Origin of the sequence: Streptomyces sp. SCPE 10 (assembly GCF_051980735.1) — a bacterium.
GTDB classification, from domain to species: Bacteria; Actinomycetota; Actinomycetes; order Streptomycetales; family Streptomycetaceae; genus Streptomyces; species Streptomyces misionensis.
In genome coordinates, this window is record NZ_CP197069.1 from 5,734,099 (window position 1) to 5,755,836 (window position 21,738).

Consider the following 21,738-nt stretch of genomic DNA (forward strand, 5'->3'; position numbering starts at 1 on the left):
CCGCGCCGTTGCCGGACGCTAGCCGTACTCTGGGGCGCATGCGAACCTCGGCGGAACCGCAGGGCCGGTACGAGTACCCCGCGCACTGGGAGGCGGACGTGGTGCTGCGGGACGGGGGCACCGCCCGCATCCGGCCCATCACCGTCGACGACGCCGACCGCCTGGTCCACTTCTACGAGCAGGTGTCGGACGAGTCCAAGTACTACCGCTTCTTCGCGCCCTATCCCCGCCTGTCCGCCAAGGACGTGCACCGCTTCACCCACCACGACTTCGTCGACCGGGTCGGCCTAGCGGCCACCGTGGGCGGCGAGTTCATCGCCACGGTGCGCTACGACCGCATCGGTGCCGGCGGCACCCCCGCGTCCGCGCCCGCCGACGAGGCGGAGGTCGCCTTCCTGGTGCAGGACGCCCACCAGGGCAGGGGAGTGGCCTCCGCGCTCCTGGAGCACATCGCGGCCGTCGCCCGCGAGCGGGGCATCCGCCGCTTCACCGCCGAGGTGCTGCCCGCCAACACCAAGATGATCAAGGTCTTCACGGACGCCGGCTACACCCAGAAGCGCAGCTTCGAGGACGGCGTCGTCCGCCTGGAGTTCGACATCGAGCCCACCGACCGCTCGCTCGCCGTGCAGCGCGCTCGCGAGCAGCGCGCCGAGGCCCGCTCGGTGCAGCGGCTCCTCGCCCCCGGCTCCGTCGCGGTGATCGGCGTCGGCCGCGCCCCCGGCGGGGTGGGCCGCAGTGTCCTGGCCAACATCAGGGACGGCGGGTACGCGGGCCGGCTGTACGCCGTGAACAAGGCCTTCCCCGCGGACCTCGCGGAGGTCGACGGGGTGGGCGCGTACCAGTGCGTGCGGGACATCGACGGCCCGGTGGACCTCGCCGTCGTCGCCGTACCGGCCGAGTACGTGCCCGCCGTGGTCGCCGAGTGCGGGGAACACGGCGTCCAGGGGCTCGTCGTGCTCAGCGCCGGGTACGCCGAGAGCGGGCCCGAGGGCAAGGAGCGGCAGCGGGCGCTCGTGCGGCAGGCGCGGGCGTACGGCATGCGGATCATCGGGCCCAACGCGTTCGGCGTCATCAACACCGCCGCCGGCGTACGGCTGAACGCCTCCCTCGCGCCCGAGATGCCACGCCCCGGCCGCATCGGCATGTTCGCCCAGTCCGGCGCCATCGGCATCGCGCTGCTCTCCCGGCTGCACCGGCGCGGCGGCGGCGTCACCGGGGTCAGCGGCGTCTCCACCTTCGTCTCCGCCGGCAACCGCGCCGACGTCTCCGGCAACGACGTCCTCCAGTACTGGTACGAGGACCCGGACACCGATGTCGTCCTGATGTACCTGGAGACCATCGGCAACCCCCGCAAGTTCACTCGGCTCGCCCGCCGGACGGCGGCGGCGAAACCCCTCGTCGTGGTGCAGGGCACCGGCACGGCGCCCCAGGGCCACGCGGTGCGTGCCACCCGGCTGCCGCACGCGACGGTGTCCGCGCTGCTCCGCCAGGCCGGGGTGATCCGGGTCGACACCATCACCGAACTGGTCGACGCGGGGCTGCTGCTCGCCCGCCAGCCGCTGCCCGCCGGACCGCGCGTGGCGATCCTCGGCAACTCCGAGTCGCTGGGCGTCCTGACGTACGACCGCTGCCTGGCGGAGGGGCTGCGGCCGGCGCGGCCCCTGGACCTGACGACCGGGGCGAGCGCGGAGGACTTCCACCGGGCGCTGAGCGCGGCGCTGGCCGACGACACCAACGACTCCGTCGTGGTGACGGCGATCCCGGCGATCGGCGAGGCGTCGCCGGGGGACGCGGAGCTGGCGGAGGCGCTGCGGTCCGCCGCGGCGGCGGCGCCGGGGAAGCCGGTGCTGGTGGTGCACGTGGAGCTGGGCGGACTGGCGCAGGCGCTGTCGGCGGCGGCGAGCACCGCGCCGACCGCCGCGGACAGGGCACCCGGCGACCCGGGCGGCGCCCGGCCGCCCCGCCCGGCGGAACGACCGCCCACCGCGGTCTCCCCGCCTGAAGGAGCCCGGCTCATCCCCGCCTACCCCGCCGCCGAACGCGCCGTCCGGGCCCTCGCCGAGGCCGTCCGCTACGGGCAGTGGCGCAGGGAGGCGATGGACCCCGGAAGGGTGCCGGAGTACGAGGACATCGACGAGAAGGGCGTAGCGCGGCTGATCGGGGAACTGCTGGCACGCGGCGAGGGGCTCACGATCTCCGAGGCCGAGACCTGCGAGCTGCTCGGCAAGTACGGCATCCGGGTGCGCCGCGCCCTGCCCGCGCCCACCCCCGACGCCGCCGCCGAGGCCGCCCGCGATCTCGGCTACCCGGTGGCCCTGAAGGCGACCGCCCCCCACCTCAGGCACCGCGCCGACCTGGGCGGGGTCCGCCTGGACCTGGCCGACGAGGACCAACTGCGGCGGGCCTACGCCGAGTTGTCCGAACTGTTCGGCAAGCCCGAGGAGCTGCGGCCGGTGGTGCAGGGGATGGCGCCCAGGGGCGTCGACACCGTCGTACGGGCCGTGATCGACCCGGCGGCCGGGGCCGTGCTGTCCTTCGGCCTGGCCGGCGCGGTCTCCCAGCTGCTGGACGACACGGCGCACCGGCTGATCCCGGTCACCGACCGGGACGCGACCGCGCTGGTGCGCACGATCCGCACCGCGCCCCTGCTCTTCGGCTGGCGCGGCTCCACCCCCGTGGACACCCCCGCCCTCGAGGAACTGCTGCTGCGGGTGTCCCGGCTGGTCGACGACCACCCCGAGGTGGTCGCGGTCACCCTGGAACCGGTCGTCGTGGCCCCCCGCGGCGCCAACGTCCTCGGCGCGACCGTCCGCCTCGCCCCACCCCCGGCCCGGGACGACCACGGGCCCCGCACGATGCCCGTGTACTGACGGGGGAGGGGAGCGGGCCCGCCGCTCCTTCCACCACCTCGACGCTCCCGGCCTCCGCCTTCCGGCCTCCGGGCCTTGCGGCTCCCGCGCCGTCCGGCTTCTCGGCCCCCGAGGCCCCGAGGCCCCGCCTGGACTCCCTCCCCGCCCGCCCCCGTCGCGGACATCCGCGCCCCGCGCCCCGCGCCCCGCCCCCGGCCCTCCCGCGGACGGTCCGCCACGGGCCGGTGCCCCGGTGTTCCTCCGCGTGTCCCCGGGAGGCCCGCGGTCCCGTGACCGCGGCGTGTCCCGTGGTCGCGGGCGGCCCTGACCCCCCTTGGCCACGGACTAGGATGGACGCCATGGCCAAGACCAGTACGACGACCCAGGGGCTGCGCGCGGCGATCGAGCGCAGCGGCTACTACCCGGCCCTCGTGGCCGAGGCGGTGGAGGCCGCGGTGGGCGGCGAGCCCATCCGGTCGTACCTGGTCCACCAGGAGACCACGTTCGACCAGAACGAGGTACGCCGCCATGTGACCGTCCTGGTCCTCACCGCCAACCGCTTCATCGTCAGCCACACCGACGAGCAGGCCGCCGACGGCACCTCCCCGACGCCGTACGCCACCACCTCCACCGAGTCGGTCAAGCTCAGCCGGATCTCCTCCGTCGTGGTCAGCCGGGTGGTGGCCAACCCCGAGCAGTACACCCCGGGCACCCTGCCCCGCGAGGTCGTGCTGACCATCGGCTGGGGCGCGGTGAGCCGGATCGACCTGGAGCCCGCCGCCTGCGGCGACCCCAACTGCGACGCCGACCACGGCTACACCGGCAACTCCACGGCGGACGACCTCAGCCTGCGCGTCAGCGAGGCCGGGGACGGCCCGGAGACGGTGCGCGAGGCGCTCGCCTTCGCGCAGGCCATCTCGGAGGCGACCGCGGACATCGCCCGCTGATGTCCCAGCTCTCCGCCTGGGACCACCCGGAACCCCTCGCCCTCGACACCGCGCCGCTGCCCCAGTACGGCACCGGCTCCCTCGCCGACCTGCTGCCGACCCTCGCCGCCGGCATGGGCGTCCCCGGCATGTCCGCGACGATCACCGAGCTGGCCCCGGTCGACCGGGCCTGTGTCTTCCTGGTCGACGGTCTCGGCTGGGAGCAGCTGCGCGCCCACCCCGACGAGGCCCCCTTCCTCACCTCGCTGCTCGGCAGCTCCCGCGGCGGCACCGGCCGCCCGCTCACCGCGGGCTACCCGGCGACCACCGCCGCCTCCCTGGCCTCCGTCGGCACCGGCCTGCCGCCCGGCGCGCACGGCCTGCCCGGCTACACGGTCCGCGACCCGGCCACCGGCGCGCTGATGAACCAGCTGCGCTGGCAGCCGTACACCGACCCGCGCCGCTGGCAGCCGTACCCCACCGTCTTCCAGCTGGCCCACGACGCCGGGGTGCACGCCGCCCAGGTGTCCTCGCCCGCCTTCGAGCGCACCCCGCTCACCAAGGTCGCGCTCAGCGGCGGCAGCTTCCACGGCAGGCTGTCCGGCGAGGACCGGGTGGACCTGGCCGCCGAGCAGCTGGCCGCCGGGGACCGCTCGCTGGTGTACACGTACTACGCCGAACTCGACGGCTCCGGCCACCGCTACGGCGTCGCCTCCGACACCTGGCGCGGCCAGCTGATGTACGTCGACCGGCTGGCCCAGCGCCTCGCCGAGCAGCTGCCCCCGCGCAGCGCGCTCTACGTCACCGCCGATCACGGCATGATCGACGTGCCGTTCGACGACGAGCACCGCATCGACTTCGACACGGACTGGGAACTGCGCGCCGGTGTCGCCCTGTTGGGCGGCGAGGGGCGGGCCCGGCACGTGTACGCGGTGCCGGGCGCCCACAACGACGTGCTGACCTGCTGGCGCGAGGTGCTGGGGGAGCAGTTCTGGGTGGCCTCGCGGGACGAGGCGATCCAGGCCGGCTGGTTCGGGCCGCACGTGGACGAGCGGGTGTACGCCCGGCTCGGGGACGTGATCGCGGCCGCGTACGACGACGTCCTGATCATCGCCTCCGAGCGGGAGCCGAAGGAGTCCGCGCTGGTGGGCAACCACGGTTCGATGACCCCCGACGAGCAGCTGGTCCCGCTGCTCGAAGTACGCTCCTGACCCCCCACCGCTTTCCTCCCCTCGCCGAAAGGTGCTCAACTCCTCATGCCCGAGCTGGTGTTCTTCTCCGGAACGATGGACTGCGGGAAGTCGACGCTGGCTCTCCAGATCGAGCACAACCGCTCCGCGCGCGGCCTGGCCGGCATGATATTCACCCGCAACGACCGCGCCGGCGCGGGCAAGCTGTCCTCCCGCCTCGGCCTGGTCACCGACGCCGTCGAGGTCGCCGACGACCAGGACCTGTACGTCTACGTCGTGGACCACCTCTCGCAGGGCGGCCGGATCGACTACGTGATCGCGGACGAGGCGCAGTTCCTCGCGCCCGCCCAGATCGACCAGCTCGCTCGCGTGGTGGACGACCTCGGCGTGGACGTCTTCGCCTTCGGCATCACCACCGACTTCCGCTCCAAGCTGTTCCCCGGTTCCCAGCGGCTGGTGGAACTGGCCGACCGCATCGAGGTGCTCCAGGTGGAGGCGCTGTGCTGGTGCGGCGCCCGCGCCACGCACAACGCCCGCACGGTCGGCGGGGAGATGGTGGTCGAGGGCGCCCAGGTGGTCGTCGGGGACGTCAACCAGGAGGCGGGCGAGGTCGGTTACGAGGTGCTGTGCCGCCGCCACCACCGGCGCCGGATGACCTCCGCGACGGCCCGCGCGGCGGCCATCTCCCCGGACGTGCTGCCGGTCTCGTCCTCCTGAGCCCGTCCTCCTCGGTCTCCTGAGCCGGTTCTCCCGGACGAGCCCGCCCGCGTACGGACCGGCCCGTCCGAATCCCTTCAGCGCGGCTCCTGGACCACCGAGAACACCGCGCCCTCCGGGTCCGCCACCGTTGCCACCCGGCCGTGCGGACCGTCCTGGGCCGGGCGGACCACCCGGCCGCCGAGCGCGGTCACCCGGCGCAGCGCCCCGTCCGTGTCGGTCACCTGGAAGCAGGTGGCCCAGTACGGCCCCCGGTCCCGGGGCAGCGCCCGGCCCAGGCCGTGCAGCGCGGCCACCGGGTGCCCGTCCACACGCAGGGTCACCCGGTCCGCGCCCGCGTCGGCCGCCGCCTCCGTCTCGTAGCCGAACACGCTCGCGTAGAACGTGGTGACGCTTTCCGTCTCGAACGTGAGCAGTTCGTTCCAGGCGGGCGTGCCCGGCACCCCGGAGGCCGGGGTGCCCGGGCGCGCGGGGCCCTGCCAGATGCCGAACACCGCGCCACAGGGGTCGGCGGCGATGGCCAGCCGCCCGGCCTCGTCCGCGTCCAGCGGGCCGACCGCCACCGTGCCGCCGCACAGCCGCACCGTCTCGGCGGTGCGGTCCACGTCGTCCGAGGCGAGGTAGGGCGTCCAGGCGATCGGCAGCCGGTGGTCCGGCGGCAGCTGGCCCATGCCCGCCACCTCGTGCCCGTCCAGCAGTGCCCGCACGTACGGGCCGAACTGCCGCGGGCCCGGCCGGAACTCCCAGCCGAACAGCGCCCCGTAGAACTCCTCGGTGGCGGTGAGCCCGTGCGCCATCAGGCTCACCCAGCAGGGTGTGCCGGGCGCGCGCAGCGCGTGCGGACCGGCCGACTCCCGTGCCTCGGTCATCGATCACTCTCTCCCCGGCCGCCCGTGCGGTGGCCGTGTCGCTTCCGCTCTCCCGGCAGGGGTGTGCACACGCCATCGGCGCGTGCGCCCGTACCGGTGTCCGCATCTTCCACGCTCTCGCGGCCATGTCCCGTTGCCGCGCCGCCTCTTGGCGGTGTCTTCGGAATGATTTCCAGGCCGACGTGTTCCGCCGCCACCTGACGGCGTCCGACGGGCGTCCGCCGGACGTACGCTTCGTGCCCGATCCTTCACGTTTCGTGATCGAGGCTGTCCGGCCGAGCAGAGTAGCCGTACCTGGACGCCGCGGCCACCCCTGGCGTATGCATGGCGCCATGACAGTCATCATCACCGCATCCGAACTCGCCCGGGAGCTCGCCGGGCAGGCGCCGCCGGTCCTGCTGGACGTCCGCTGGCAGCTGAGCCTGGCGAAGGCGGCGGGTGCCCCGGCCTTCGACGGCCGGGCCGAGTACGCGGCCGGGCACATTCCCGGCGCGGCCTTCGTCGACCTGGACCGGGAACTGGCCGCGGCCCCGGGCGCGCGGGGCCGCCATCCGCTGCCGGACATCGCGGAGTTCGGCGCCGCGATGCGCCGCGCGGGCGTGTCGGCGGGCCGTCCGGTCGTCGTCTACGACGGCGGACAGGGCTGGGCGGCCGCGCGCGCGTGGTGGCTGCTGCGCTGGACGGGTCACCCGGACGTGCGAGTTCTGGACGGCGGGTTGCCGTCCTGGGAAGGCGAGTTGGCGACCGGGACGTCCACCCCGGCCGAGGGCGACTTCAGGCCGGCGCCGGACGTGGCGGGCCTGCTGGACGCGGACGGCGCCGCCGCGCTGGCCCGCACGGGTGTGCTGCTGGACGCCCGCGCGGGGGAGCGCTACCGGGGCGAGGTGGAGCCCGTGGACCGGGTCGGCGGGCACATCCCGGGCGCGGTCTCGGCGCCCACGGCGGAGAACGTCGGCCCCGACGGGCGCTTCCTGCCCGCGGCCGAGCTGAAGGACCGCTTCAAGGCGCTCGGCGTCCGCGCCGACACGGAGGTGGGCGTCTACTGCGGCTCGGGCGTGTCGGCCGCGCACGAGGTGCTGGCCCTCGCGGTGGCCGGCATCCCGGCGGCGCTGTACGTCGGTTCCTGGTCGGAGTGGTCCGCGGACCCGTCCCGGCCGGTCGCGACGGGCGCGGACCCGCAGTAGCGAGCGGGCGGCAGCGGCGACAGGGCGGGTCACTGGAGTGACCCGCCGCTCCGCGTCGTCGTACGGCCGGCTACTCCTGCTTCTTGCGGCGGGTGCCGAACACGATCTCGTCCCAGCTCGGGACGGCCGCGCGGCGGCCGGGGCGGACGCCGTCGGCCTCCGCCTGGCGGTCCGTCGCGCCGATCAGCCGGTCGCGGTGGCTGCCGACCGAGCGGGGCATGAGGACGTCCGCGTAGGCCGAACCGGCCGAGGCGGCGGGCGCCGGCGGTTCCTCCGCGACGGCCTCCTCGTCGGGCTCGTCCGAGGCGTCCGGGGCGCGCTCCGGGACGACCATGTCGCCGCGGAAGGACGGCACGGCCTCCAAGAGGCTGGTCAGCGAGTCCCGTTCACCGGTGCTCTCCTCGGCGGGTTCGGCCGACTGCGCGGGCAGGGTGGGCCGCTCGCGGTCGGTCTGCCGGTCGAGGGCGCGGTCCATGGAGCGCTCGCGCGGCAGCCGGGCGATGCGCGGGACGAACGGGAAGCTCGGCTCGGGCGCGGCGAGGTCGTCGGACTCGCCGATCAGCGAGCGCGCCTCGTCGTCCACGGCCTGGACCAGCCGCCGGGGCGGGTCGTACGTCCAGCTCGCGGAGTGCGGTTCGCCCGCGACCCGGTAGACGAGCAGGACCTCCCAGGTGCCGTCGTCGCGGCGCCAGGAGTCCCACTGCACGGTGTCCTTCTCGGCGCCGCGCAGCAGCAGCCGTTCCTGGACGGCCTCGCCGAGCAGAGGGCCGGAGTTCTCGCCGGGGCGGCGGACCGGGGTCTTGCGGGCGCGCTCGGCCATGAAGGCGCGCTCGGCCAGCACCGGACCCTCGAAGCGCCGTACCCGGTCGACGGGGATGCCCGCGAGCTGGGCGACCTCTTCCGCGGTGGCACCGGCTCGTATCCGCGCCTGGATGTCGCGGGGGCGCAGATGGCTCTCGACCTCGATCTCGATCTGGCCGAGGCGCGGCCGGTCGCCGCGTACGGCGGCGCGCAGCCGTTCGTCGATCGGAAGCGTGTACTCCGTTGAGTCGGCAGCCTTCAGCACCAGCCGTGTGCCGTCATTCGAGACGGCCACGACACGCAGTTCGGGCATGGGGACCTCCCGGGTGGTGCCTGCCGACGTCACGTGCGTCGCTGCTTCCGCTAGTCGAGTGTGGCCTGCCCGGGTGCAGCCTGCCACAACCTTGCCGAGTTGCCCGGCGTGTCGGGCACGGGCCCTGGATCGCCGTTATGGCACGGTTACCTGTTCGCCACGCTAAGTGACCAAGTTCGTCACCCTGTGCAACTAGCCCCCTCCCGGCGGTCCTTGGCGGCCCCGGACGCCCTGGTGGGAGACCGGACCCAGGGCTCGCAACAGTACTCCATTCGGGCCACGTGCGTGGATTGGCGCGCCGCCCAACTTCTGGCAACGGGCGCGACTTGGCCCGCCGCAACGGGATTTGTCGATCATGAACGTGGCGAACTTCACGTAATCTCCAGAAACGGAACTAATGGTTTCGTGCATACGTCCCTCTCTCGTGCAGTCGGCCACTCAATGTCGATCAAGTACGGGAAAGGCAGGCAAGTTCCGGGTATGCGCGAAACACCCGATGCGGAGCGGAAGCGGATCGACCTCAACGTCCCCCAGGTGGCGGGAAGCGCCCTGGCGGCGGTCGTGGCGGCCAAGCTGGCTTCCTCCTTCGGCGTGTACGGCACGATCCTCGGCGCGGGCGTCGTCAGTGTGATCGCCACCTGTGGCGGCACCGTCTTCCAGCACTTCTTCAAGCGGACCGGGGAACAGCTGCGGGTGGTCAAGACCGGGGCCCGGCCCCAGGTGCAGGCGGCGCCGGTCCCGGGCGAGTTCTCCGAGGGCACCGTCTACCGGGCGCGGATCAAGAGCTGGCGCCGGCCGCTGGTCGCCGCCGCTCTCGTGTTCGGGGTGACCATGGGCGGCATCACGGTGTACGAACTGGTGTCCGGCAGCAGTTTCAGCGGCGGCACCGGCACGACGGTCGGCGACGCCGTCAGCGGGCGGCACTCGTCGGCGCACCGGACGAACGACCCCCGGCCCGGCCGTGAGCCCTCCGGCACCCCCTCGCTCACCACTCCGAACGGCGGCCTCCCCTCCCAGGGCTCCGGCACCGGCTCCGGTTCCGGCTCCGGCGGTACGGCGGATCCGGCGTCGCCGACCCCGAGCGCCTCGCCCGACGGGCGGGCGGACGGCGGCGGGACCGGCCCGTCCCCCACGCCCAGCGGCTCCGCCCCGGCGACTACGCCCCCAGCACCCTCCGCAGATAGTCGTTCTGGAACAGCCGATCCGGGTCAAGGCGGTCCCGCAACGCCGTGAACTCGGCGAACCCCGGATACACCCGGGCGAGGTACTCCGCGTCCCGGGTGTGCACCTTCCCCCAGTGCGGCCGGCCCTCGTGCGCCGTGAAGATCCGCTCGGCGGCGGTGAAGTACGCCTGGTACGGCGTGCCCCGGTACATGTGCACGGCGACATAGGCGCTGTCCCGGCCGGAGGCGGTGGACAGGGTGATGTCGTCGGCCGGGGCGGTGCGCACCTCCACGGGGAAGCCGACGCGCAGGTTCGAGCGCTCCACCATGGCCTTCAGCTCGCGCACCGTCTCCACCAGGGCCGCGCGCGGAACGGCGTACTCCATCTCCACGAAGCGCACCCGGCGCGGCGAGGTGAAGACCTTGTACGGGATGTCGGTGTACGACCGCGCGGACAGGGCCCGGCTGGAGATCCGCGCGATGGCCGGGACGGTGGCGGGGGCCGCCCGGCCGACCCACTGGGCCACCTGGAACACGCCGTTGGACAGGAACTCGTCCTCGAACCACCCGGCCAGCCGGCCCACGGGCCGCTCGGGGCCCAGACTGCGGTTGTTGCGCTTGATGGTGGTGTTCTCGGTGTGCGGGAACCAGTAGAACTCGAAGTGCTCGTTCTCCGCCCACAGTTGATCGAACTCGGCGAGCACCCGTTCGAGGGGCATCGGCTCCTCGCGGGCGGTGAGCAGGAACAGCGGTTCCACGGCGAAGGTGATCGCGGTGACGACGCCGAGCGCGCCGAGCCCGGTCCGGGCGGCCGTGAAGACCTCGGGGTTCTCCTGCGCGGAGCAGCAGAGCACCGAGCCGTCCGCCGTGACGAGTTCGAGGCCCTTGATCTGGGCGGCGATGGAGGCCGATTCGCGGCCCGTGCCATGGGTGCCGGTGCTGGTGGCGCCGGAGACCGTCTGCTCCATGATGTCGCCCATGTTGGTGAGCGACAGGCCCTCGCGCGCCAGGGCCGCGTTGAGCCTCTTGAGCGGGGTGCCGGACTCGACCGTGACCGTCATGGCCTCCCGGTCGATCCTGCGTATACCGGTCAACAGTTGAGGGCGTATCAACACACCGTCGGTGGCGGCGATCGACGTGAAGGAGTGCCCGGTGCCGACCGCCTTCACCTTCAGGCCGTCCTCGCGCGCCCGGCGCACCGCCGCGGCCAGTTCCTCGACCGAGGCCGGCGCGACCTGCCGGGCGGGCCGGGCCGCGACGTTCCCGCCCCAGTTACGCCATGTGCCGTTCGCGCCGCTCGTCTTCCCGCTCGCCGTGCTGCTCAACGGTGCCTCCCCGACCCGCGGCCGGCCTGCGCAGCCGGCGGTACCCGAGGAAACCGACCACGACCGCGACGGCCCCGGACAGCGCCGGAACCCCGTACCCGGCCCGCGCGCCGGCCGCGTCGATCACCGTGCCGCCCAGCGAGGAGCCGAGCGCCACGCCGACCGCCAGGCCGGTGCTCACCCAGGTCATCCCCTCGGTCAGCTGCGCGCGAGGTACGTGCTCTTCGATGAGGGACATCGTCGTGATCATCGTCGGTGCGATGGACAACCCCGCAACGAACAGCGCCACGGCCAGAAGCGGCAGGTTTCCGACCAGTAGGAGGGGGATCATACTCACGGCCATGGCCGCGACGCCCAGCAGCCAGCGGCGTTCCGGCGCCCCGGCCAGGCGCAGCAGCCCGAAGACCGCCCCGGCCGCACAGGAGCCGGCCGCGTACACGGCGAGGACCACGCTCGCCGCGCCCTTGTGGCCGCGTTCGTCGGCGAAGGCGACGGTGACCACGTCCACCGACCCGAAGATCGCGCCGGTCGCCACGAAGGTCGCCACCAGCACCTGGAGTGCCCGTGAGCGCAGGGCGGTGCCGCCGCCGTGCCGCTCGCGCGGATGCGGCCGCGGCTCGGTGGCCCGCTGCGCGGTCAGCCAGCAGACGCCGGCCGCCAGGAAGCAGGCGGCCAGCAGCGGACCGGCCTCGGGGAACCAGGCCGTGCACAGGCCGATGGAGATGATCGGCCCGAAGACGAAGCAGACCTCGTCCATGACCGACTCGAACGAGTAGGCGGTGTGCAGCTTGGGCGTGCCCCGGTAGATGGCGGCCCAGCGGGCCCGGATCATCGCGCCCAGGCTCGGCACCGCGCCGATGCCGGCGGCGCAGACGAACAGCGCCCGGTCCGGCCACCCGAAGTGCGCGGCGAGCAGCAGCCCGGCCGTCGCCACGAGGGCCACGAGGGTCGCGGGCCGCAGCACCCGGCTCTGGCCGTGCCGGTCCACCAGGCGGGAGACCTGCGGGCCGAGGACCGCCGCGGACAGCGCGATGGTGGCCGACAGCGCGCCCGCGAGCCCGTAGCGCCCGGTGAGCTGGGAGACCATCGTGACCACGCCGATGCCCATCATGGACAGCGGCATCCGGCCGAGCAGCCCGGCGGCCGAGAAGGCCTTGGTGCCGGGCACGTCGAACAAGGCTCTGTAGGGGCTGGGCACGAGGTCTCCGGGGCGGTCCGTAAGGCGCGAATGCGGCGGATACAGCTTACGAGTTAGGTGACCCTAAGCGCATCCGGTTCAACGGTGGGAAATAACGCCATGAACCGATTGGAACCCGACTCTTCACCCCGCGGTTGCCGGGCCGTCGGCACCGGGTGGCAGGATCGAGTCATGCCAGACGCGCTCGATGCCACCCCGTACGACGCCCTGCTCCTGCTCTCCTTCGGCGGCCCCGAAGGCCCCGACGACGTGGTCCCGTTCCTGGAGAACGTCACCCGCGGGCGCGGCATCCCCAAGGAACGCCTGAAGGAAGTCGGGCAGCACTACTTCCTGTTCGACGGGGTCAGCCCCATCAACGGCCAGAACCGCGCCCTGATCGAGGCCCTGCGCGAGGACTTCGCCGGACACGGCCTGGACCTGCCCGTCTACTGGGGCAACCGCAACTGGGCGCCGTACCTGACCGACACCCTGCGCCGGATGGTCGCCGACGGCCGCCGCCGCGTCCTGGTGCTCGCCACCAGCGCCTACGCCTCCTACTCGGGCTGCCGCCAGTACCGCGAGAACCTCGCCGACGCGCTGGCCACCCTGGAGGGCGAGGGCCTCGACCTCCCGAAGGTCGACAAGCTGCGCCACTACTTCAACCACCCCGGCTTCGTCGAACCCATGATCGACGGCGTGCTGCGCTCCCTCGCCGACCTCCCCGAGGACGTCCGCGACGGCGCCCACATCGCCTTCACCACCCACTCCATCCCCACGGCCGCCGCCGACACCTCCGGCCCCGTCGAGGCCCACGGCGACGGCGGCGCCTACGTGGAAGAGCACCTGGACGTGGCCCAGCTGATCGCCGACGCGGTCCGCGAGCGCACCGGTGTGGACCACCCCTGGCGGCTCGTCTACCAGTCCCGCTCCGGCGCCCCGCACATCCCGTGGCTGGAACCCGACATCTGCGACCACCTGGAGGAGCGGCACGCGGCGGGCGTCCCGGCGGTCGTCATGGCGCCCATCGGCTTCGTCTCCGACCACATGGAGGTCCTGTACGACCTCGACACGGAGGCCAGGGCCAAGGCCGAGGAACTGGGCCTGCCGGTGCGGCGCTCGGCCACCGTGGGCGCCGACCCGCGGTTCGCGGCCGCCGTGCGCGAGCTGGTCCTGGAACGCGCCGCCCGCGAGCGCGGCCAGGCCGTCACCCCCTGCGCCCTGGGCACCCTGGGCGCGAGCCACGACGTCTGCCCGGTCGGCTGCTGCCCCGCCCGGGCGCCCCGCCCGGCCGCCGCAGGCGCCGACAGCCCCTACGCGTGAGGAGACCCGTGACCGACGCCCTGCACAGGGAACTGCTGGAACTGGCCCAGGAGGCCGCCCGCCGCGCCGGTGAGCTGCTGCGGGACGGCCGCCCGGCCGACCTCGCCGTGGCACGGACCAAGTCCAGCCCGATCGACGTCGTCACCGAGATGGACATCGCGGCGGAGAAACTGATCACCGATCTGATCTCCGCGCGGCGCCCGGACGACGGCTTCCTAGGCGAGGAGGGCGCCTCGGCCGCCGGCACCAGCGGCGTCCGCTGGGTGATCGACCCGCTCGACGGCACCGTGAACTACCTCTACGGGCTGCCGACCTGGGCAGTGTCCATCGCGGCCGAACAGGACGGTGAGACCGTGGCCGGGGTCGTCGCGGCCCCGATGCGCGGCGAGACCTACCAGGCGGTGCGCGGCGGCGGCGCCTGGGCCACCGGCGCGTGGGAGGGCGAGCGGGCGCTCGCCTGCCGCCCCGCGCCCCCGCTGGACCAGGCGCTGGTCTCCACCGGCTTCAACTACGTCGCCGAGGTCCGCAGCCACCAGGCCGAGGTGGCCGCCCGGCTGATCCCGCTGCTCAGGGACATCCGGCGCGGCGGCTCGGCCGCCATCGACCTGTGCGACGTGGCCTGCGGCCGGCTCGACGGGTACTACGAGCGCGGACTGCACCCGTGGGACCACGCCGCGGGGGACCTCATCGCCCGGGAGGCGGGCGCGCTGACCGGTGGACGGCCCGGAGAACGCCCCGGACGCGATCTGGCGGTCGCCGGCACCCCGGGCGTCTTCGAGCCCCTCCAGCGGCTGCTGGAGGACTTCGGGGCCTGGCACGACTGACGCCCCCGGGCGCACGCGAAGGGACCCCGGCGCTGGATTCGCCGGGGTCCCTTCGCCGTCTGCTGTCACTCCAGCTCGCTCAGGCCGATCAGACGCGTGACGCGCCGACCTCCACACCATGTTCGGCGGCGAGGCGGCGCAGGTCGTCGAGCTCTGCCTGCTCCACCTCGACGAGGAAGTCGTCGCCCTCGTCACGAGCCCGAGACAGGTCGGACTCGGTCGCCTTTATGCGCTGGAGAAGTCCTGCGGTGAAAGCGTCCATGCTGCGCCCCCTCGTCCAGGGTCGGTGGGTCGGTGGCACGGGGGTGTGCCGTCGGGAAGGGACGATCACGTCTCCCGCAGGTGCCCGGCACGCCCTGGCCGGGCGGCTACGGTGCCGGACACCCGCGCCGCTCTGCACAAGCGGATCGCGAGGTACCGCATGGTGCTGCGGCACATGCAGAGCGTGATCGCGGGGTGTAAACCCGTCCTCCCCCCGCTGCATTCCCGGGAAACCTCGTAGGCGGAGAAAATCTCGCATTCCCGCCCCAGGACGCCCGTTCCCACGGCCGGGACACCGCTTACAGCCGACTTATGACCGAAAAGGGCAGGATGGAGTCACACTCCACGAACACCCCTGCCCGCACGGGGCGCCCGGCGCGCTGCGCGGGTGGACACAGGAAGGACTAGCGACGTGCGCGTACTCGTCGTCGAGGACGAGCAACTGCTCGCCGATGCGGTGGCCACCGGACTGCGCCGGGAGGCCATGGCCGTCGACGTCGTGTACGACGGTGCGGCCGCCCTGGAGCGCATCGGCGTCAACGACTACGACGTGGTCGTCCTCGACCGCGACCTCCCCCTCGTGCACGGCGACGACGTCTGCCGCAAGATTGTCGAGCTGGGCATGCCCACCCGCGTGCTCATGCTCACCGCGTCCGGCGACGTCAGCGACCGCGTCGAGGGCCTGGAGATCGGCGCGGACGACTACCTGCCCAAGCCGTTCGCGTTCAGCGAGCTGATCGCGCGCGTGCGCGCCCTCGGCCGCCGTACCAGCGTGCCCCTGCCGCCCGTCCTGGAGCGCGCCGGAATCAAGCTGGACCCCAACCGCCGCGAGGTCTTCCGTGACGGCAAGGAGGTCCAGCTCGCGCCCAAGGAGTTCGCCGTCCTGGAAGTGCTGATGCGCAGCGAGGGCGCCGTCGTCTCGGCGGAGCAGCTGCTGGAGAAGGCCTGGGACGAGAACACCGACCCGTTCACCAACGTGGTCCGGGTGACCGTGATGACCCTGCGCCGCAAACTCGGCGAGCCCCCCGTGATCGTCACCGTGCCCGGCTCCGGCTACCGGATCTGATCCGCCATGGCCGCGACACCCGCACCCCCGCAGGCGCCTCCGAAGCCCACCTGGGACCCCCGGCGGCCGCAGGCCCCCTTCCCGTGGCTGCGGCCGACCATCCGCATACGGCTCACGCTGCTGTACGGCGGCATGTTCCTGATCGCCGGCATCCTGCTGCTGTCGATCATCTACCTGCTGGCCGCGCAGGCCATCAGCACCGGCAACCAGCCGCTGTTCAAGATCGTCAGCTTCCAGGAGCTGAAGGTCTCCAGCGACAACTGCCCCGCGATCAACACCACCAGCCTGCCGCTGGCGGACTTCAACGACGCGATCAGCCAGTGCGTGGACCACCAGCGCCAGGTCGCCCTGGACAACCTGCTCAGCCGCTCGCTGCTGGCCCTGCTCGGCCTCGCCGTGATCGCCTTCGCGTTCGGGTACGCGATGGCCGGCCGGGTGCTGTCCCCGCTCGGCCGGATCACCCGCACCGCCCGCGCGGTGGCCGGTTCCGACCTGTCCCGCCGGATCGAGCTGGACGGCCCGGACGACGAGCTCAAGGAGCTGGCGGACACCTTCGACGAGATGCTGGAGCGGCTCCAGCGGGCCTTCACCGCCCAGCAGCGCTTCGTCGGCAACGCCTCCCACGAACTGCGCACCCCGCTGGCGATCAACCGCACGCTCCTGGAGGTCCACCTCTCCGACCCGAACGCGCCGGTGGAGCTGCAGCAGCTCGGCAAGACGCTGCTGGCCACCAACGAGCGCAGCGAACAGCTGGTCGAGGGCCTGCTGCTGCTCGCCCGCAGCGACAACCAGATCGTGGAGCGCAAACCGGTCGACCTGGCGGAGGTGGCCACCCAGGCCATCGACCAGGTGCGCTCCGAGGCCGAGGCCAAGGGCGTGGAGATCCGTGGCGAGCGCGAACCGGCCGTGGTGCAGGGCAACGGCGTGCTCCTGGAGCGGATCGCGCTGAACCTCGTGCAGAACGCGGTGCGGTACAACGTGACCGAGGACGGCTGGGTCGAGGTGGACACCGAGATCCGGCACGGACAGGCGGTGCTCACCGTCTCGAACACCGGACCGGTGGTGCCCGCCTACGAGATCGACAACCTTTTCGAGCCCTTCAGACGGCTGCGCACGGAGCGCACGGGCAGTGACAAGGGCGTGGGTCTCGGCCTGTCCATCGTGCGGTCCGTGGCCCGCGCGCACGGCGGGCACATCACGGCCCGGCCCCGCGAAGGCGGTGGCCTGGTGATGCATGTGACACTTCCGCTGTGATCCACACCGGAAAACATCGACACACGCGAGAGATGTTCGCTCGACGCGGAATTTTCCAGGGGCCGAATGGGCTTCTCTCTGTGTGATCGATCACATGGGCGGATTTCCGGCCATGTACTGTCAGTGATCATGACAGATGGCAGAAAGCCCGGAAAGTCCTGGTTTTCAGGCCTCTTGATCACGGGAAGTACACGATGAGGCGCCTTTGAGGTGCGGTATTCGAAGCGTGTACGGTCCTCACCGCCATCCAAGCCGATCACTCTCGGGAGATCGGGTTGGGTGTCGATTGAGTAACAGCCCTTGATGTGAGGCAAAATCTCCGCCTCAGGTCGGGCACAAGTCCGGCCTCTCACGCGTTACGTGCGCTGGAGACACCGCAGACACCCAGAGGGGGAGAGCGATATGGCAACCGACTACGACACTCCACGCAAGACCGACGATGACGTCGACTCGGACAGCCTGGAAGAGCTGAAGGCCCGGCGGAACGACAAGACCACCTCCTCGGTGGACGTCGACGAGTTCGAGGCCGCCGAAGGACTCGAACTGCCCGGCGCGGACCTCTCGAACGAAGAGCTGGCCGTCCGGGTCCTGCCGAAGCAGCAGGACGAGTTCACCTGCATGAGCTGCTTCCTGGTCCACCACCGCAGCCAGCTGGCCCGGGAGAAGAACGGTCAGCCGATCTGCCGCGACTGCGACTGAGGAGGGGTCGGCCATGACTGGCTCGACCCCTCCCCGGAAGCGCCGCCTTTCCCTGCGGAAGGCGGACCAAGGGCCGCTCGACGGCTCATTCGGCGCGCGTGACGACGAGCGTGGCTCCCCGGACGCGGGGGCCTCGCTCGAACCGACGGCGGACCGGGCCGACCACCCGGCGCCGGAGCAGGGGCCCGCGCCCGTCGCCAGGCGACGGGTTCGGGTCATCAGTGGCAAGGCCCGGGTCATCGCCCGGGAAGGCGCCCGCAGGAGCGGCTCCCGCGCCCGTGCGGGGCTGGCCCATCTCGTGGACCGGGTCATCGACATCGCCCCGCGTGTGCCGGTACGCGACCTCGCGACGCTGCGCAGGCAGTTCCCGGGCCTCGGCCCCGAGGAACTGGCCGACAAACTGGTGGCGGGCGCGGCGGCCGGCACCTCGACCATCGGGGCCGGGATCGGTGCGATGGCGATGCTGCCCGTGCCGCCCGCCCTGCCGACCGAACTGGCCACGGAGATCACCGGGGTCGCCGCGGTCGAGCTGAAACTCATCGCGGAACTCCACGAGGTCTACGGCGTACGCCCGCCCGGCGGGCTCAGGACCCGCAGCACCGCGTACCTGTCCTCCTGGTCGTCGGAGCGCGGCGTCGACGTGACGAAGCCGTCGACGTACGACGCGGCCCTGGGCGGCCGCATGAAACGCGAACTGCGCCAGCAGATCATGAAGCGCATGGTGCGCGACATGCCGACCCTCATGCCGTTCATGGTGGGCGCCGCGGTCGGGGCGGTCCTGAACCGCCGGGACACCAGAAGACTCGCGGCCCGCATCCGCGCAGACCTGCGCAAGAATCAGGTCCCCTGGGAAGAGCTGGAGCAGCAGCCGCCCCTGGATCAGCCGGCCGAGCCGCTGAAGATGCGCGATCTGCCCGGGGAACTCTGACTTCTCACGGACTTCTCAGGCGCGGCCCTCCGGCGCGCTCGCGTTCGCCTCGCGCGCCGCCTCGATCGCCGCCGCCAGCTGCTCGGGCTCCCGCGTCGACAGGTACAGGTACGGCGTCGGGTCGTCGGGGTCCGTGACGATCACCCGCAGCGCCCTGGGGATGTACGCGCGCAGCAGCAGGAACGCGCGGACGTCCGCCTTGTGGGTGCGCCAGGCGCGGGCCTCCTCCGGGTCCAGCACCTCCGACTCGCCCAGCGCCGACACCGGGATCTTCGCCTCGCCCGCGATCAGCGAGTCACCCACCACGCGGATGCGCGGGGAGCCGTACGCGCTGGCGACCACCGCGGCCGCGGCCGTGCCGCCGACCAGGCCGCCGAGGATCGGCAGGGTGCCGAAGGGGAACAGGATCAGGGCGAACGAGACACCGACGAGAAAGCTGATCAGCCACCACGAGCGGGGGGCGGTGAGGCGTTCTTCGTACGGGGTGGCGGAGTGCTGCATGAAGCCAAGCTTGGCACGGGGAGCCGGATGGCCCGGAACCAGGGGGAGCCGGTGCGGGGCGCCGCCGGGCGGGGCGGTGGTGGGCGGCGGACGGGCGGGTAAGGTCTGCGGCTGTGAGTGGTAGTTCCGCAAGCCTTCAGCCCCCCGCCGACGCGGTGAAACCGGTACGGCACCCCGACGCGCCCGCGCCCGGGGAGCTTCTCGGCGCCCACTACGAACACTGTTTCGGATGCGGCCCCGGACAGCCGCACGGACTGCACCTGGAGGCACGCGCGGGCGAGGGCGTCTCGCTGACCGCCGAGTTCACCGTCCAGCCCGCCCACCAGGGCGCCCCCGGCCTCGCGCACGGCGGGGTGCTGGCCACGGCCCTGGACGAGACCCTGGGCTCGCTGAACTGGCTGCTGCGGACCATCGCCGTCACCGGCCGCCTGGAGACCGACTACATACGGCCCGTGCCCGTCGGTACCACGCTCCATCTGGAGGCCGAGATCACCGCCGTCGCCGGACGGAAGATCTACTCCACCGCCGTGGGCCGCCTCGACGGCCCCGAGGGTCCGGTCGCCGTCCGCGCCGACGCCCTCTTCGTCGAGGTGAAGGTCGACCACTTCGTCGACCACGGCCGCCCCGAGGAGATCCGGGCCGCGATGAGCGATCCCGACCAGGTCCGCCGGGCCCGCGCCTTCGAGGTGAACCCGTGAGCCCCGCCGGCCGTGCCCCGCTCGACGTGCTGCTGAGGCGCGTGGACCCGGACGTACCGCTTCCGGCGTACGAGCACCCCGGGGACGCGGGCGCCGATCTGCGCACCACCGAGGCGTGCGAGCTGGGCCCCGGAGAGCGTGCCGTCCTGCCCACGGGGGTGTCGATCGCCCTCCCGGAGGGGTACGCGGCCTTCGTGCACCCGCGTTCCGGTCTCGCCGCCCGCTGCGGTGTCGCCCTCGTGAATGCCCCGGGGACGGTTGATGCCGGGTACCGTGGGGAGATCAAGGTGATCGTGGTGAATCTCGACCCGCGCGAGAGTGTGCGGTTCGAGCGCTTCGACCGGATCGCCCAACTGGTCGTCCAGCAGGTCGAGCGGGTCCGCTTCCAGGAGGTGGCGGAGCTTCCCGGCTCTGCGCGGGCCGAAGGGGGCTTCGGGTCCACCGGTGGCCATGCCGCGGTGGGCGACGAGAGCGGCACAAACGGCCGGTCCGCCAACAGCGGTCCGGCGGGTGGGAATCGATACGCTTCGGTCGTATCCGACCGGGAAGGACAGTGACGTGTTCGGACGTCGCAACAAGAAGGGTGCCGCCGAGGACGCGGCCGGCGAGGCCGAGCAGGTCGTCGACAGCGTCGACACCGAGGCGGACGAGGAAGCGGAGGCCGAGCGCGAGCGCGTCCGGCTGGAGCCCGGCCCGCGGCCCGAGGGGCCGTGGGACAGCTCCGAGGTGCGCGACCCGGCCGAGGGCCGGGTGGACCTCGGGGGGCTGTTCGTGCCGGGCGTGGACGGCATGGAGCTGCGGGTCGAGGTCGCCGGTGACGCGATCGTGGCCGCCACCGTCGTCCTGAACGACAGCGCCGTCCAGCTCCAGGCGTTCGCCGCACCGAAGCGCGAGGGGATCTGGGGCGAGGTCCGCGAGGAGATCGCGTCCGGCATCACCCAGCAGGGTGGCATCGTCGACGAGGTCGAGGGCCCGCTCGGCTGGGAGCTGCGCGCCCAGGTGCCGGTCCAGCTGCCGGACGGCACCGGTGGCTTCCAGGTGGTGCGGTTCGTCGGTGTGGACGGCCCCCGCTGGTTCCTGCGCGGTGTGATCTCCGGCCAGGGCGCGGTGCAGCCGCAGGCCGCCGGGCTGCTGGAGCAGATCTTCCGGGACACGGTCGTGGTCCGCGGCGAGGGCCCGATGGCGCCCCGCGACCCGATCGTGCTCAAGCTGCCGAACGATGCGCAGATGGTCCCCGAGGGCGTGCAGCAGGAGGAGTCCTCACGGTTCTCCGGCGGGATGGGGCAGCTGCAGCGCGGACCGGAGATCACGGAAGTCCGCTAGCGCTCCGCCTGCCCGGCAAGGGTGTGTACGGGCCGTGCCTTCTCGGGCGCGGCCCGTTTTTCGCGGTTCCGGTCGTAGGCGGGGTTCGGCCGGGCCGCTCGTCCGCCGGTTCGGCGCGGCGCGTGCCCGGCTCGGGCGCGGTCTGAGCGCCCCACCGCGTGGCCGAGGGCCGACGGCAGGCCGATACGGCCCGCGCCCCTGGTTCCGTCTTCCAGACCTTCGGGCTTCGCGCTGATCCCGATCCTCACGGCGGCCGAGAACGTCGGCGTGCCGCTGTCGCTGCGGCTGCGGCGGTGCGGGACCCGCGAGCGCGAGGAGCGCGTGGAGTCGCTGCTGTCCCCGATGGAGCT

The 21,738-nt window shown here is 73.0% G+C and carries 21 protein-coding genes and 1 pseudogene; 16 read left to right on the plus strand and 6 right to left on the minus strand.

Features of this window, described 5'->3' with window-relative positions; translation table 11 throughout:
• The first annotated feature begins 38 nt into the window (after positions 1–38).
• From ACSP97_RS26510 to ACSP97_RS26525, 4 genes are all read left to right on the plus strand, one after another.
• Positions 39–2,870, plus strand: coding sequence for a bifunctional acetate--CoA ligase family protein/GNAT family N-acetyltransferase (locus ACSP97_RS26510; RefSeq protein WP_440554559.1), 2,832 nt, complete (start codon positions 39–41; stop codon positions 2,868–2,870).
• Positions 2,871–3,208: 338 nt separating this feature from the next.
• Positions 3,209–3,796 (plus strand): DUF5998 family protein, encoded by a 588-nt coding sequence (locus tag ACSP97_RS26515; protein WP_355149313.1) that lies wholly within the window; start codon positions 3,209–3,211, stop codon positions 3,794–3,796.
• Positions 3,796–4,986: an alkaline phosphatase family protein gene (locus ACSP97_RS26520; protein WP_355524112.1), complete on the plus strand. Its 1,191-nt coding sequence runs from the start codon at positions 3,796–3,798 to the stop codon at positions 4,984–4,986. Before ACSP97_RS26515 ends, ACSP97_RS26520 begins: the two co-directional genes overlap by 1 nt.
• A gap of 45 nt (positions 4,987–5,031) precedes the next feature.
• Positions 5,032–5,682, plus strand: coding sequence for a thymidine kinase (locus tag ACSP97_RS26525; protein ID WP_355149317.1), 651 nt, complete (start codon positions 5,032–5,034; stop codon positions 5,680–5,682).
• A 77-nt stretch (positions 5,683–5,759) separates the two neighbouring features.
• Here ACSP97_RS26525 and ACSP97_RS26530 read toward each other — a convergent pair whose 3' ends face one another.
• Complete coding sequence (locus ACSP97_RS26530) at positions 5,760–6,551, minus strand: VOC family protein (protein ID WP_440554562.1); 792 nt, start codon at positions 6,549–6,551, stop codon at positions 5,760–5,762.
• Positions 6,552–6,883: 332 nt separating this feature from the next.
• Between ACSP97_RS26530 and ACSP97_RS26535 the strand changes: the two genes are divergently transcribed.
• The gene (locus ACSP97_RS26535; RefSeq protein WP_440554564.1) at positions 6,884–7,735 is read left to right on the plus strand and encodes a sulfurtransferase; all 852 of its coding nucleotides are present in this window, start codon (positions 6,884–6,886) and stop codon (positions 7,733–7,735) included.
• A 70-nt stretch (positions 7,736–7,805) separates the two neighbouring features.
• Here the strand turns inward: ACSP97_RS26535 and sepH are convergent, their stop codons facing one another.
• Positions 7,806–8,849: a septation protein SepH gene (gene sepH, locus ACSP97_RS26540; protein ID WP_355149323.1), complete on the minus strand. Its 1,044-nt coding sequence runs from the start codon at positions 8,847–8,849 to the stop codon at positions 7,806–7,808.
• Between the two features lie 480 nt (positions 8,850–9,329).
• Between sepH and ACSP97_RS26545 the strand changes: the two genes are divergently transcribed.
• A complete protein-coding gene (locus ACSP97_RS26545; RefSeq protein ID WP_355149325.1) occupies positions 9,330–10,082 on the plus strand; it encodes a hypothetical protein in 753 nt (250 codons plus the stop codon).
• On the opposite strand, the gene ACSP97_RS26550 is transcribed toward ACSP97_RS26545, so the two are convergent.
• Positions 10,006–11,337 (minus strand): D-arabinono-1,4-lactone oxidase, encoded by a 1,332-nt coding sequence (locus ACSP97_RS26550; RefSeq protein ID WP_391871211.1) that lies wholly within the window; start codon positions 11,335–11,337, stop codon positions 10,006–10,008. The genes ACSP97_RS26545 and ACSP97_RS26550 overlap by 77 nt on opposite strands.
• On the minus strand, positions 11,285–12,535 hold the full coding sequence (locus tag ACSP97_RS26555; RefSeq protein WP_355524100.1) for an MFS transporter: 1,251 nt from the start codon (positions 12,533–12,535) through the stop codon (positions 11,285–11,287). The genes ACSP97_RS26550 and ACSP97_RS26555 overlap by 53 nt, the downstream gene beginning before the upstream one ends.
• Positions 12,536–12,706: 171 nt before the next feature.
• Between ACSP97_RS26555 and ACSP97_RS26560 the strand changes: the two genes are divergently transcribed.
• Positions 12,707–13,834: a ferrochelatase gene (locus ACSP97_RS26560; RefSeq protein WP_355328466.1), complete on the plus strand. Its 1,128-nt coding sequence runs from the start codon at positions 12,707–12,709 to the stop codon at positions 13,832–13,834.
• An 8-nt stretch (positions 13,835–13,842) separates the two neighbouring features.
• The gene (locus ACSP97_RS26565; protein ID WP_358304224.1) at positions 13,843–14,658 is read left to right on the plus strand and encodes an inositol monophosphatase family protein; all 816 of its coding nucleotides are present in this window, start codon (positions 13,843–13,845) and stop codon (positions 14,656–14,658) included.
• An 88-nt stretch (positions 14,659–14,746) separates the two neighbouring features.
• On the opposite strand, the gene ACSP97_RS26570 is transcribed toward ACSP97_RS26565, so the two are convergent.
• Positions 14,747–14,920 carry a hypothetical protein gene (locus ACSP97_RS26570; RefSeq protein WP_167381439.1) on the minus strand — a complete coding sequence of 58 codons (174 nt, stop codon included), beginning with the start codon at positions 14,918–14,920 and terminating at the stop codon, positions 14,747–14,749.
• A gap of 411 nt (positions 14,921–15,331) precedes the next feature.
• Between ACSP97_RS26570 and ACSP97_RS26575 the strand changes: the two genes are divergently transcribed.
• From ACSP97_RS26575 to ACSP97_RS26590, 4 genes are all read left to right on the plus strand, one after another.
• Positions 15,332–15,985 (plus strand): response regulator transcription factor, encoded by a 654-nt coding sequence (locus tag ACSP97_RS26575; protein WP_003993508.1) that lies wholly within the window; start codon positions 15,332–15,334, stop codon positions 15,983–15,985.
• A 6-nt stretch (positions 15,986–15,991) separates the two neighbouring features.
• Entirely contained in the window at positions 15,992–17,239 is a 1,248-nt protein-coding gene (locus ACSP97_RS26580; RefSeq protein ID WP_355149335.1) for a sensor histidine kinase, read from the plus strand.
• A 402-nt stretch (positions 17,240–17,641) separates the two neighbouring features.
• The gene (locus tag ACSP97_RS26585) at positions 17,642–17,938 is read left to right on the plus strand and encodes a DUF4193 domain-containing protein (RefSeq protein WP_053655247.1); all 297 of its coding nucleotides are present in this window, start codon (positions 17,642–17,644) and stop codon (positions 17,936–17,938) included.
• Positions 17,939–17,951: 13 nt separating this feature from the next.
• A complete protein-coding gene (locus ACSP97_RS26590; RefSeq protein ID WP_355149337.1) occupies positions 17,952–18,866 on the plus strand; it encodes a hypothetical protein in 915 nt (304 codons plus the stop codon).
• 15 nt (positions 18,867–18,881) lie between these two features.
• Here ACSP97_RS26590 and ACSP97_RS26595 read toward each other — a convergent pair whose 3' ends face one another.
• The gene (locus ACSP97_RS26595) at positions 18,882–19,367 is read right to left on the minus strand and encodes a DUF3093 domain-containing protein (protein WP_355149339.1); all 486 of its coding nucleotides are present in this window, start codon (positions 19,365–19,367) and stop codon (positions 18,882–18,884) included.
• A 113-nt stretch (positions 19,368–19,480) separates the two neighbouring features.
• Between ACSP97_RS26595 and ACSP97_RS26600 the strand changes: the two genes are divergently transcribed.
• The 4 genes and pseudogenes from ACSP97_RS26600 to ACSP97_RS26615 all read left to right on the plus strand — a co-directional run.
• Positions 19,481–20,065: a PaaI family thioesterase gene (locus ACSP97_RS26600; protein ID WP_355149341.1), complete on the plus strand. Its 585-nt coding sequence runs from the start codon at positions 19,481–19,483 to the stop codon at positions 20,063–20,065.
• Entirely contained in the window at positions 20,062–20,622 is a 561-nt protein-coding gene (dut, locus tag ACSP97_RS26605) for a dUTP diphosphatase (RefSeq protein ID WP_355149343.1), read from the plus strand. The genes ACSP97_RS26600 and dut overlap by 4 nt, the downstream gene beginning before the upstream one ends.
• 1 nt (position 20,623) lies before the next feature.
• Positions 20,624–21,388, plus strand: coding sequence for a DUF3710 domain-containing protein (locus ACSP97_RS26610; RefSeq protein ID WP_355149345.1), 765 nt, complete (start codon positions 20,624–20,626; stop codon positions 21,386–21,388).
• Positions 21,389–21,613: 225 nt separating this feature from the next.
• Positions 21,614–21,727, plus strand: a pseudogene (locus ACSP97_RS26615) (ABC transporter ATP-binding protein); the annotation flags it as partial.
• Positions 21,728–21,738: the final 11 nt, after the last annotated feature.